The sequence below is a fragment of the Halobacillus sp. ACCC02827 genome (assembly GCF_030291935.1).
Taxonomy (GTDB): domain Bacteria; phylum Bacillota; class Bacilli; order Bacillales; family Halobacillaceae; genus Halobacillus.
The window spans coordinates 3,247,584-3,260,569 of sequence record NZ_CP128168.1; the positions used below are offsets into that span (position 1 = coordinate 3,247,584).

11 protein-coding genes are annotated in these 12,986 nt (G+C 47.2%); 3 read left to right on the forward strand and 8 right to left on the reverse strand.

The genetic code is table 11. From position 1 onward, the window contains the following. Nucleotides 1-99: 99 nt before the first annotated feature. Complete coding sequence (locus QRD89_RS17190; RefSeq protein WP_062514883.1) at nt 100-2,151, forward strand: transglycosylase domain-containing protein; 2,052 nt, start codon at nt 100-102, stop codon at nt 2,149-2,151. A 67-nt stretch (nt 2,152-2,218) separates the two neighbouring features. Here the strand turns inward: QRD89_RS17190 and QRD89_RS17195 are convergent, their stop codons facing one another. The 5 genes from QRD89_RS17195 to QRD89_RS17215 form a co-directional block, all read right to left on the reverse strand. Further along, nucleotides 2,219-2,560: a YolD-like family protein gene (locus tag QRD89_RS17195; protein ID WP_152413285.1), complete on the reverse strand. Its 342-nt coding sequence runs from the start codon at nt 2,558-2,560 to the stop codon at nt 2,219-2,221. A 124-nt stretch (nt 2,561-2,684) separates the two neighbouring features. After that, entirely contained in the window at nt 2,685-3,227 is a 543-nt protein-coding gene (locus QRD89_RS17200; RefSeq protein ID WP_008632268.1) for a YwhD family protein, read from the reverse strand. Nucleotides 3,228-3,348: 121 nt separating this feature from the next. Further along, nucleotides 3,349-5,349 carry an ABC transporter permease subunit gene (locus tag QRD89_RS17205; RefSeq protein ID WP_286095885.1) on the reverse strand — a complete coding sequence of 667 codons (2,001 nt, stop codon included), beginning with the start codon at nt 5,347-5,349 and terminating at the stop codon, nt 3,349-3,351. A gap of 133 nt (nt 5,350-5,482) precedes the next feature. Further along, nucleotides 5,483-5,983: a YwgA family protein gene (locus QRD89_RS17210; protein WP_286095886.1), complete on the reverse strand. Its 501-nt coding sequence runs from the start codon at nt 5,981-5,983 to the stop codon at nt 5,483-5,485. Between the two features lie 13 nt (nt 5,984-5,996). After that, entirely contained in the window at nt 5,997-7,292 is a 1,296-nt protein-coding gene (locus tag QRD89_RS17215; RefSeq protein ID WP_008632265.1) for an HD domain-containing protein, read from the reverse strand. Nucleotides 7,293-7,484: 192 nt separating this feature from the next. Between QRD89_RS17215 and lipL the strand changes: the two genes are divergently transcribed. Next, nucleotides 7,485-8,327 (forward strand): octanoyl-[GcvH]:protein N-octanoyltransferase, encoded by an 843-nt coding sequence (gene lipL, locus QRD89_RS17220; protein WP_286095887.1) that lies wholly within the window; start codon nt 7,485-7,487, stop codon nt 8,325-8,327. A 20-nt stretch (nt 8,328-8,347) separates the two neighbouring features. Here lipL and QRD89_RS17225 read toward each other — a convergent pair whose 3' ends face one another. From QRD89_RS17225 to pta, 3 genes are all read right to left on the reverse strand, one after another. Further along, nucleotides 8,348-9,475 carry a hypothetical protein gene (locus QRD89_RS17225; protein ID WP_286095888.1) on the reverse strand — a complete coding sequence of 376 codons (1,128 nt, stop codon included), beginning with the start codon at nt 9,473-9,475 and terminating at the stop codon, nt 8,348-8,350. Nucleotides 9,476-9,539: 64 nt separating this feature from the next. Then, complete coding sequence (locus QRD89_RS17230; RefSeq protein ID WP_286095889.1) at nt 9,540-10,697, reverse strand: hypothetical protein; 1,158 nt, start codon at nt 10,695-10,697, stop codon at nt 9,540-9,542. Nucleotides 10,698-10,908: 211 nt separating this feature from the next. Beyond that, nucleotides 10,909-11,880 (reverse strand): phosphate acetyltransferase, encoded by a 972-nt coding sequence (gene pta / locus QRD89_RS17235; protein WP_008632260.1) that lies wholly within the window; start codon nt 11,878-11,880, stop codon nt 10,909-10,911. 250 nt (nt 11,881-12,130) lie between these two features. Between pta and hemQ the strand changes: the two genes are divergently transcribed. Beyond that, nucleotides 12,131-12,868, forward strand: a complete 738-nt coding sequence (hemQ, locus tag QRD89_RS17240; protein WP_026577845.1) for a hydrogen peroxide-dependent heme synthase — start codon at nt 12,131-12,133, stop codon at nt 12,866-12,868. Nucleotides 12,869-12,986: the final 118 nt, after the last annotated feature.

Consider the following 12,986-nt stretch of genomic DNA (forward strand, 5'->3'; position numbering starts at 1 on the left):
CCATTGTATATAAACTTTCACAAGAAGTTTATTTTACTACGTATTCTCACATAATAATAGCAGTCTTTATACATTCTTAACAGTTGGGAGTATAAAAAGATGCGCTCATTATTTAAACGTACGTATAAATGGGGGAAGCGAGGGTTCAAGCTGGCTTTGTTCGGTTTGATTGCCGGAGTTGTCCTCACAATCGGTGTATTGATTGCAGCCGTCATCCAAGGGCCTCCTTCCTTGACGACTGAACAAAATACGGTCTTCTATGGATCGGACGGAGAAATTATCGGCGAGGATCAAGGAGCCGAAGAACGCTACTGGATCGACATCGATGACATGCCGGAGTCCTTGAAAGATGCCACCCTTGCCATTGAGGACAGACGCTTTTATAACCATTTCGGCTTCGATTTCAAGCGAATCGCAGGCGCGGCTCTCACAGATTTGAAGCAGATGAGGATGGCGGAAGGAGCCAGTACGATCACACAACAATACGCCAGGAACCTGTACCTTTCCCATGACAAGACATGGACGAGGAAGCTCCATGAAGCAATGTATGCCCTACGTCTCGAAATCTTCTACAATAAAGATGAAATTCTGGAAGGCTACCTAAATACGATTTACTACGGACACGGTGCCTATGGAGTAGAAGCAGCAAGCAGGTATTACTTCGATAAAAATGCGGAAGAGCTCTCTTTGAAAGAAGCCAGTATGCTTGCCGGAATACCTAAGGGACCGAGCTATTATTCTCCATTAGATAATGAAGAAAATGCGGAAGAACGTCAGGAGCTTATATTGACGGAAATGGAGAATAACGGCTACATCACGCCATCTGAGAAAGAGGCGGCCGTAACCGCAAGCATTACGTATGCAGATCCCGACAAATCCGAGGAGAAGGAAATTGCTCCTTATTTTCAGGACCAGGTCGTGACAGAAGCAGCCGGCATCCTTGACGTAAGCAGGGAAGAAATTGAAAGCGGAGGCTTCCATATCCATACGACGTTGAAGGAAGACCACCAGAATATCCTCGAAGAAAAGGTGAAGAAAAATATACCCGCGGAGGAAGAGATACAGGTCGCTGCTGCGGTCATGGATGATCAGACCGGAGCCATCACAGCCATGATCGGCGGGAAAGATTACGAAGAGAGCCCTTATAATCGTGCCACCCAGGCGGAACGACCGGTTGGATCCACGATCAAACCATTCCTCTATTACGCAGCGCTGCAGGAAGGCTACTCTCCAGTCACCATGATAGAAAGCAAACCGACAGAGTTTGAAGTGTCCGGAAAAAGTGAACCGTATGCTCCGACGAACTTCAACGGAAAGTTTGCCGATAAACCGATTACGATGGCTCAGGCTCTCGCCATATCCGATAACATCTATGCCGTCTCTACCCATATGGACATCGGACCGGAGAAGCTTGTCCGGACGCTGCAGGATTTCGGTATCGATAAGCAATTCAAACCGAACCCTTCCCTTGCCCTCGGCTACTCCTCTGTATCCCTTTTGGATATGGTAACCGCCTACGGCAAGCTCGTGCAGGGAACAGAATCGATCTCCGGGCATACGGTGAGCAAAATCACCGATCAGCACGGGAGCGTTTTGTATGAATATGAACCGGTTTACGATAAGGATAAAGCCATTGATAAGAAAACGGCATTCGCCGTGACGCATATGATGACAGGCATGTTTGACTCGGGGCTTAACGCCAACTACGCAGACGTCACCGGTTCACCAATCAACGGCAAACTGACACGTATGTATGGCGGCAAATCAGGAACAACGGATACCGACAGCTGGATGATCGGCTTCAGTCCTCAGTATTTGTCCGCCGTGTGGATCGGGTATGATGAAGGCGGCAAAGTACTCGAAGACTTTAACGACCATCGCTATGCCAAGAACATCTGGGCAGATACGATGGAGGCTGTCCACGAGCCGCTTCCTGAAGCTTCTTTCATTCCACCGCCGGGCTTGAAAGGCGTCTATATCGACCCTGACACCGGGGCCCTCTCCGGACCGAACTGTCCTAAGGAGCGGCTTGTGTATATGGAGAAAGCCGCAATTCCTGATGAAGTCTGCGGCGGAGATGACAGCAAGGATGTAGAGGAGGAATTCAAGAATGACCCTTGGTTCAAAGATGTGGTCGACTGGTTCTTCTAATTTCAATATTCTCCTAAAAATAAACCCGGGCGATCCGATAAACGGACGTCCGGGTTTTCTTTATCTGCTATAAAATAGCCAGATCCGCAAGATCATCTAAACGGAAGCTGTAGGGCTCTTTCGTTTTCCAGTTTATTGCGTTCACCCGCCGCTCCGTTTTGTTCAACTGCTTCAGCTTCAGTATGACATCCTCGTAATCAAAACCGTTATGCACTCTGGCTTTTACAGTAAGATCATCTTTCCATGCCCGCTGCAGCAGAAAATCGACTTCCGCCGCCTTCTGCTCATCGATGATTCCTTTCTCCACCCGTTCATCCTCTTTCCACAGGTTTTTAATCATTTCTACATGCTCCGGCAGCATTAAGGACGTCCACTTGATCGTCCCACGGTCACGATTTCGATTATCCATTTCGCTCTCTCCTCCAAAACGAACGTTTGTTCTCATTTTAACACAAAAAAGCAAAAGGTATACTGGGTTTTCAAGGGAATGACACATAAAAAATCCACCCCCGCAGATGCGGGAGCGGAACATTTCATTCTACTCCTAGCGATTCCTTTAAAGAAGACGTCGTATTTTCCCACAATTCCGGCTTGAAATCCCGTAAGTAGTCACCGAGAATTTTCTTGGACTTTTCATCCATGTGATCAACGACATACTTCCCTTTCAATGACTTATCCATATGATTCACGTGCTCAGGCATCAGTTTGTAGCCACGCTTGATGGAACGGTCGACGACGATTTCGCTCGCTGCCACTCCATAATAACAAGGTTTGCCTTCTTTAAACTCCACCGTGACCCAGGCAATCCAATACAGCAGACCGTTCTTCACGACTTCTCTGTCCGTAATGAACTTGATCCGCTTCTCGACTTTACTTCTCGCATGAAGAGCTCCCATATCGACGTAGGCCTCTTCTTCATTCGGATCGACGATGACAGGCGTCATGTTCTCCAGGCTTATGGAACCGACACCGTAACCGCCGTGGCCGTCCGTGGAGTCGTCCTTAATGATGGTAAACTGATTCTTTTTCTTATCTTCCGAGTCTTTGTTGTTTTTGAACTGATCGAATTCTCTCATGCTTTAAACGCTCCTCCTCATTGTGTACACCAGCTATTTTGTCCCATTTTAACATACAACAGCAGGATTATTGTCAAGGAAGCGTCGAACACCCCATTAATCAAACGCTTGTTTAAGTCTCCTATGATTCATCTCGCCTCCAGTCCTCGCCGGACGCCCGCTTCATAAAAGTGAAGTCCTCCGTAGCAGGATCTTTATATCGGGGTTGTCTCTTCTCTTTCTTAGATCGTCGGGCACGGAGCAGGTGCAGTCCTTCCACCGGCACCCCTACCCTCCGCTGCTGGACATCTTTGATTCCCTGGATGATAAGCTGCATAGAGGCGATAATAACGACAAAACAAAGAAGAGCGGGAATGATCAGCCACCACCGGCCGGTCATGAGAGAATTCTTCGCAGAACCGATTAACCCTGACCATTCGTAGGTCGTACTCAGCGGTGGATCGTTCTGATATGGTTCGTACGTAACTTTTGTGCCGCCGAAGTAAATATCAAATACGCCGAGGTGAATGAAAATCAGCAGCGTTTGAATGAATTGCTGCCCGAAAACAACCCCTATCCTTGCACTCATATGTGGAAGCAGATGCTTCCATAGAAGATGGACGGAACTGCCTCCAAGTACTTTGGTACTGACAACAAACTCTTCTTTCATGATCCCTTTCATTTCCTTTCCGAACAGCGTTACGACAAGCGGAGCAGCCAGCAGAGTAAGGATCAGAGCCTGGTACAGGATCCGCTCGGTTTCCGTCGTCACAAACCCTCCCTCCGGCATCCATAACACCGGCCGGAGAAGCAGGTAGGCGATGACCGTCATCGGCAGGAAGTGCATGCCGTCCACCAGCTTCTCGATCCCCTGCTGCCATTTCGACGGCAGAAAGAACGTATACGGGACTGCCAGAATAAAGCCGATAAAGATGCGCAGGAAAGCGATAGCCAATGCAAAAAGGATCGTGTATTTCGCCCCGACAAGCAATTGATCAAATACGCTGAATCCAAGGACGTCCGTCCCAAGAAAAACGTACTCCGGTGTATGGGGCGCACCGCTCACCAGTCGATCATTCTCATCGTATATTTGAAAGTACTGATCGACGAGGGGATCGGCAGTCATTGTATAGACGATGCTTACGATAACCGTCGAGACGATGATCAGGAAGCCGGTCAGGAATTTGATATTCCTAAAGTGGGCGAGTATTTCTCTCCAGATGAAGGAGAACCGCACTCCTCCCGTACGTTTTCCTTTGCCCATAAAGGAATTCATGTGCATATTCTCTTCTTCCAAGCGCCGTCCATCCTTGATAAGGAAAGACTCCGTTCCCTGATACAGTAAATAAAATGGAGTGAACAAAAGAAAAAGGACAAAAGCAGAAACAATGGGCCGGAAATCGTCTATGAACACCGTTGTGATTCCGTTGATGTTAAATATGTATTCAATGATCAATAGACTGGAAAGCGCTCCCCAGACGATGATTTTTGAATGGGAAAAGGTACTGGAAACGATGTTTCGCACCACATGAACGGAAAGGATGTTCCATTTCGTCAATCCCTTCCCCAGCGCCAGCTGCACATAAGGCTTTGCCATCTCTTCCTCCATTAACAGCAGAAGAATCCTGTACATCATGACCATCGGAAGCACCGCAATGGCGATGATCGGAAGCAGATAAATCTTATCCTCTCCAAGCGAAGTGAACGGGGCTATCAGCCATCCGGTCTGTTTGAAGAACCAAACGATGAAGAGCTGTAAAGAAAAAGCGAGCAGAAGATCCGGGACAGCCTCCAGAAGGCCGACGATACGATCGACTACGGTCCGGATCCATTTCGGCAGGAATAAGGTAAAGAACGCACCGAAAAAAGCAAGGGCGACACCAAGCAGAATGCCTCCAAAGAAGAGAAGCATGGAATAACGATACGGCTCCCATATATAATCAAGCATCGGCACCTGCTGACCTTTGAACCAATATGTCCATTCAGTTGGATGACCAAGACTCATAATAAGATCCCGCAACTGCAGACCGTAGCTGCGCAAATCAAAGAAAGCCCCCTCATAAAACAGCGCCGGCGACGCGCTGATCAATACAATCCCGATCAGCCCCAGCACATAATAACCAATGAACTTCACTAATTTCACAACTCAATCCCACCTTTTTTTTTCGAAATAATCAGACATATAGATAAAAAAAGAAAAGGCATACTCACGTGGTACACCTTTCCGCTGTCGGAAAAAAAAATCAGGATAATCAACCGGATCCTATAGTCCCAGTTTAATGAATAGCGCGCAATTTTTCAATAAATTTCCAAGCGTCAGCTATGTCTTCTTCCATATACTTTTGAGCGCTTTTTACTGTGAACACCTTCTCCGCTATTTCATCCTTCGGTAGATCTTCAAAGAAAAGCATCGTCGAAACCAGCTCTAAAAACCGGGAGCTCCGTCCGTTCATTTCTGCAATCTGTGCGTGAAGCGGCGGCAGGTTCATTTCATAGTGGGTGAGGAATTCCCTGCCGCTGTCCGTCAATTGATAGCGGTATTGATAGTAATTCTTTTTCTCTTCCCTCGTTTCCCTGATAAATCCCAGATTGCACATCTCTTCTACACGCAGCGTCAACTCTTCCGAATACGGTCCGTAAAAATGGAACTGGTACCGCTCTTCGAAAGGAATGTCACATTTCTTCAAAATATAGATCATCTTCTGCAGCTTCTTCCTTCCGACGATTTCATCGGTACTAGAAAAGAACTGCATCAACTTCGCATGGTTTTCCAACATGGAAGCTCACTCCTTATCCATACAAAATTTCCATAATCCGCTTCTTCGTCTTACTTCGATTCGACATATCACGCAGTAGATCCATCGGGAAATAAAGCTTATGGTCGGTCCGCTTCTTCCCTGAAATAGACTCCACAATATCCGACAGACGGGAAAGCTCCTTCAATTCATCGTTCGGCTGCAGGAGATGAATAGGCAGACGTTCCCCTTCTTCTCCTGGACGATAGAAGTCATAAGGAAGGTCCGAGCTTGAATCTACAACCAAATAATAGTCAGGATTCAGTCCTGCCTTCTGGAACAGCTTATACAGCTCCATCCATTCGTTCATCTGGGAATTAGGGTTGAATTCGACATACTTGAAGAGTCTGCGGTTGACGAACCGCTGGCACAGATCACGAAGGACCGGGTCCTCCTCTTCCATCCACGTCTGAAAATAGAAAAGTGTCACAGGTTCATCCAGAGCCAAGTACTCTGCTAATGTCGGTTTCCCTGCAAAAAAAGAAAGGAAGTGGACAGGGGACAGCCGGAAGGTATAGTCACTCTCGTAAAGCTCTTTCGCTCTGTGAAGGATTTTCGATAAGATGACTTCCGCACTCCTCGTCACCGGATGGAAATATACCTGCCAGTACATTTGGTATCTGCTCATAATATAGTCTTCGACAGCATGCATACCGCTTTCCTTCACAACGACCTGATCTTCCATCGGACGCATGACCCTTAAGATCCGTTCCATGTCGAAGTGGCCGTAGCTGACGCCTGTGAAGTAAGCGTCACGCTGCAGATAATCCATACGATCGGCATCGATCTGACTCGAAATCAAGCTGACGACCAGCTTATTCTTATATGTTTTGTTAATGACATCCGCAACTTTTTTCGGGAACCCTTTCTCTACACGGCTGAGGACCTCGTTTACTTCTGTATCACCAAGAAGAATTGCCTGGGTGAATGCCTCATGATCGAGCTTGAAGACTTTCTCGAACGAATGGGAGAAGGGGCCGTGTCCGAGGTCATGAAGCAGCGCAGCACAAAGACAGAGAAGCCGTTCCTGGTCGTCCCAGTTCGGCCGATCTTTGAAGTTATCTATAATTCTCCTTACAATTTCATAGACTCCGAGCGAATGATTGAAGCGGCTGTGCTCTGCTCCGTGGAACGTTAAATATGACGTCCCAAGCTGCTTGATACGCCGCAGTCTTTGAAATTCGGCGGTTCCGATCAAATCCCAAACCACCCTGTCCCGTACGTGGACATAACGGTGGACAGGATCTTTGAACACTTTTTCTTCGCTTAGTTTCTCATCACGATAGGCCATCTGCTTGTCCTTTCTAAACGACATTTTCCTCTATTATATACCTTAAAATCCGACAAAAAAACCTGAATACATACATTAAATTCCAATATTATTTTTTCATCCTCCGCAGATTTTACCTTTCCCAGCTGATTCATGCAACACTCATCTTTTGCTATAATAGAACAGAATGCAAAAAAGGAGTACGGAACTACAATGACTAACATCCATCCATTATTAAAAACAAAAGCATATCGCTTTATTGACCAAAGCAATCTCGGCCCCACCTTTTCGGCCCTTCAGTCTTTCGCAACCGATGACGCACTGTCCATTTCTGTCGGTGAACGGAGGAGTCCGACTGCCGCACGGCTGTGGGTCCATCACGACACGGTCGTACTGGGAATCCCTGATGCCCGGCTTCCTTACATCGAGGAAGGAATCGCCTATTTGAAAGAGAACGGCTATAAAGTGATCGTCCGTAATTCCGGCGGTCTGGCTGTGGTCCTGGATGACGGGGTTTTGAACCTTTCCCTCATCTTCCCTGATTCCAAAGAGGTCAACATTCACGAAGGATATGAAGCAATGGTTTCCTTCATTCAATTCTTGTTTGCGGATTTAACCGACCGCATTGAAGCCTATGAAATTACCCGGTCCTACTGCCCGGGTACGTACGACTTGAGTATTGACGGCAAGAAGTTTGCCGGTATTTCCCAGCGAAGGGTTAAGAACGGTTCTGCCGTCCAAATTTACTTGGACGTCAGTGGAAGCGGTCGGGAAAGAGCCTCCCTGCTGAAGGAATTCTACAAGATCGGGAAACGCGGAGAACAAACAAGATTCACTTATCCAGACATCGATCCCTCCGTCATGGCATCCTTGAACGAATTGCTCGGCACCGAACTTACCGTATCCGATGTAAGAGACCGAATTCTCTACAAACTGTATGAACTATCCGGTTCCATGACGACCAATCCCCTCGAAGGCGTGGAAATCGAATGGTTCAATAAACGCTTCGATCAAATGGTCAAACGGAATGAAAAAGCGCTCGAAAACCTTACTTGATAGGTTTCGAACGCTTTTTTTCATTTCTTCTTTCTGGTCATACCCGCAAAGTCGAACATCATAGAAAAGACAATACCGATGAAATAAAGAAACTTGCTCAGGAGGAAAGCCACAGGCACAGAGAGAAAACCTACGAAGGCGTGATTAACCGCTGCATCCAAATATCTCGGTGTTTCTGAAAATAGAAGATAACCGAGAAGCCCTCCCGTCATGAATGACGCAAGGACAAGGAGCATGTCCCGTCCAACCATGAGGAATTTGCGAAAGGCGAACGGAGTCTTGGCATATCGGAAAACACCCAGGATGAGCATCGTGACAACGGTGAACCCATACGACCACGGCCCTGCAAAGACGGCGCCGGATACCTCCCAGAACGGCATCCAGAACAAGGAGAGCAGGAAACTGATCAGCAGCCAGCTGTTGAATACGCGCTCCCCGACCTTTTTCCTAGCTTCCTCTTTTTTACGCTGCTCCTGCCTCTTTTCTTCTGGAATGAAAACAGGAACGTCTCCATGCTTCACTACCCCGAGTTTATGGGGAAAAGCGAGCCCTCTTTCGGTTTCACCATAGGGACGGGCGGAGTCCAACACAACCCCCAGCGCATAATCGGGATAATGAGTCAGCTCGTATTCTGTTTCATAAACAGGAATACCCTCAGGAAGGATCTTACATGCAACCTTCCACTCTTCCGGTGTAAGTCCCATTCCCCTGAATTGCTGCTGCCCCTCCTCTTCCCAGCTCAATACAAGTACAGGATAAGCTATACTGCGGGACGGGGCTTCCTGCCTGTATATATTCCTGATCGCCCTCCCTGCGTATAGAGCTGTAATCTCTGCAAAAGGAATGGTCTTCTCGATCGTTTCTTCTCGTTCCGGGAGATGGAAATACTCATAGAAGCCTTCCTTTGTCACCTTTTTTATCGATGTGTACCTTTTCTGTTTGTCCCGAAGCATTCCTATGCCGACCAACAAGCAGATGCTGCCGGCGAAGATGCTGAGCAGCCCGGCAACCCAGTGACTGTGCCTCGACACCCAAATAGATATACTCAATAATGCCGTTCCCAACAGAGCGAAAATCCCACCCATGATGTACATAAGTGCTTTGGATGCGCGATTTATCTCGCTTTTAAACGTCAGTTCTTCCTGCATGTCTTCCACCTTCCCTCAAATCTTTCCTTGTTTCTTGTCCTACGATGGAATAGATAGATTGGTTTCATTCCATATCGATATTACGGCGCGGTTTCGTTTTTCCTTTGAAGAAACCCGAATGAAGGAGAGCCGCATACATCAATACACCAAGAAGATATAAGAACTTACTTAGGAGGAACGCGGCAGGGATCGACCAGAATGAAAGCAGGGAATGATTGACGACAGCGTCCAGATGACGGGGCGTTTCTGAAAACAGCAAATAGCCAAGGTACCCGCCTCCCCCGTACACGGCGATGACAAACAACATATGCCGACCGACAAGCAGCATGTTCCTCCATCCAAGAGGTAAGCGGGCATAGACAGCACCGACAAGTATCATCGTCAAGATGATAAGCACCACAGGCCACGGGCCGACGAACAATTCATCAACCACTTTCCACGAGGGCATCCATAATACGGCGAGCAGGAAGTTCAACACCAGCCATCCCCCCAGGAGACGCCCCGCCATCATCTCCCGCAGACGCGTACAGCGCTTTTTCTTTTCTGCAACCTCGTCCGGAATGTACTTGGGCAACTCTTTCTGCTTCACATACCCTAGTTCATACGGATATGGAAACCGTTCTCCGCTGTCCCTGTAGTATTCGGCATCTGCCAAGGGATCACCCAAAGTATCATCGGGATACTGGGTGAGGTCATAAGGTGTGCTGTAAACCGGAAGCCCTGCCGGAAGGTGACGAAGAGCAGTCGGCCACTCCTTCTGTTTAAGTACCACACCACGGTAATGACTGACTCCGTCCTCCTCCCAGCGGAACACCAGAAGCGGATGAGCAAAAAATTTGGTCAGACGATCCTGCCGCATCACCATTTCCACTACTCTTCCCAAATATAAGGCGGTCATTTTCTTATAGGGAATCAGCTGTTCCGTCTCCTTCTCTTGCTCCGGAACAAGAAAATAGTGATAAAACCCTTCCTTTGTAATTCTTTTGACAGATGTATAGCTTACCTGCTTGTTACGGAACATCCCCACTCCTAGCAGCAGGAACAGAAGGGCCGGGTAAAGCGGAATCAGCCCGATGGACCAGTGACTCGCTCTGGATACCCCCAAGGTTATGTAAAGAAAAAAAGCACCCCCTAAACAAGAGAGTATTCCAAGTCCAATTCCCATGGCCTTGTGTCTTTTACTTACTGATTGTTTATAAGTTAATTCGTTATTCGAGTCCATGAATACCTTCCGCCTTCCTCTTCCTTTCTAATTACATATAAGCACAAGAGAGCGAAATTGCCAAAGCCAAGGTGCACATGGATCGTTTCCATCGACTTCCCCGATGACATTGCAAAGAGGACATCTCCTTCCTAGTGGAAAGTGCCACCTCGCTAAATACTCCAACAAAAAAAAGCCGGCACGATGGCCGGCTTTTTTTTGTTTGTTTCTATTATACAGATTGAGCGGCAGTAATGATTGCCAGTTTGTAGACATCATCTGAATTACAACCACGGGAAAGGTCGTTAACTGGTTGATTCAATCCTTGTAGAATTGGACCTACTGCATCAAAGTTACCAAGACGCTGAGCAATCTTGTATCCAATGTTACCCGCTTCAAGGCTTGGGAATACGAACGTATTCGCTTCGCCTTTCAGTGGAGAATCCGGAGCTTTCTTCTCGGCTACAGATGGAACGAAGGCTGCGTCGAATTGGAATTCCCCATCAATAACCAACTCACTGTTCTGCTCTTTAGCAATTTGAAGCGCTTCGGATACTTTTTCCGTTTCCGGAGATTTTGCAGATCCTTTCGTAGAGAAGCTCAACATCGCTACCTTAGGGTCGATATCGAAGAGTTTCGCTGTTTCAGCACTCGCAAGGGCGATCTCTGCAAGGTCCTGACTGTCCGGCGTAATGTTGATCGCGCAATCAGCGAACACATACTTCTCTTCTTCCCTTACCATTACGAACACACCTGAAGTCTTCTTAATTCCTGGTTTTGTCTTGATGATCTGCAGGGCAGGTCGTACTGTGTCTGCCGTAGAATGAGCCGCACCGCTGACCAGGCCGTGAGCTTTGCCCATGTACACGAGCATAGTTCCGAAGTAATTCTCGTCCTGCAGGATTTCACGAGCTTTCTCTTCTGTCGCTTTTCCTTTACGGCGCTCGACGAAGCTAGCAACCATTTCATCATATTCCGGGTAGTCAGAAGGATCAAGAATTTCTGCTCCGTCAATATTTACATTGATTTCAGAAGCCTTCTGTTCTACTTTATCCTTATTTCCGACTAGTACAGGTTTCACTAGGCCGTCTGCACCAAGCTGGCTTACTGCTGTAAGAATACGTTCGTCCATTGCTTCAGGGAATACGATTTTCATGCCTTTACCGTCAATTTTAGCTTTCAGAGTATCAAATAGGTTACTCATGTTTGTCCCTCCAATTTTCATTCTGTTATATATGATAAGACCTTTTGTGTTTAAATGAAAGTGGTACGAGAGAAAATTTCCTTTTGAAGCGATTTCATTTTATAACTTTACCCTATTTGTCACTTATTGATACGCAACCTTGACAATTCCGTGAGCATCCACCGTTTCGTTATCTCGGACCTTTCATCTATGTTATATTGAGAAAGGAAGTAAACACCACACACCCTACTATAAAGGAGCGATTGATCCCATGCCTGAAGCAGTAGTTACAATGGATGGCTGGTATTGCTTGCATGATTTCCGTTCCATCGACTGGACAGCGTGGAAGTACGCATCCACCGAAGAACGGGAACAGGCTGCCCGCGAATTCCAGGAATTGATCACCAAATGGGAAAACACCGAGCAGAACAAAGAAGGCAGCCACGCCTTATATACGATCGTCGGCCAAAAAGCGGACTTTATGATGATGATCCTGCGACCGACAATGGAAGAATTGAATGAGATAGAAACAGCCTTTAATAAATCGAAGCTGGCTGAATTCACAAAACCAGCCTATTCCTACGTTTCGGTCGTTGAGCTTTCCAATTATATGGGGAATACCAACGAAGAAGATCCAGAAATTCAAGCACGCTTGAAACCGACCCTCCCTAAGTGGAACCACATTTGCTTCTACCCGATGGACAAGCGCCGTCAGGGCAACGATAATTGGTACGTACTCGAAAAAGACGAGCGCGCCAAGCTCATGTACGCACACGGGATGACAGGCCGTCAATATGCAGGGAAAATCCGTCAGATCATCACGGGCTCCATCGGCTTTGATGACTGGGAGTGGGGCGTCACCCTCTTCGCACACGACGTGCTTCAATTCAAAAAACTCGTCTATCAGATGCGGTTTGATGAAGTGACTTCCCGTTACGGCGATTTCGGTTCCTTCTATATCGGTAACATCCTCAAGCCTGAAGCGCTTGATCAGTTTTTGGAAGTTTGATTGAAAAATGAACGATATATCCGAACCTTCCCTTTTGTAAGGGGGGTTCGGATTTTTTATGCCCTCCTCCACTAACCTCTAACCCCTCTCCAGGCCCACATGGAAAAGTCATCATTAT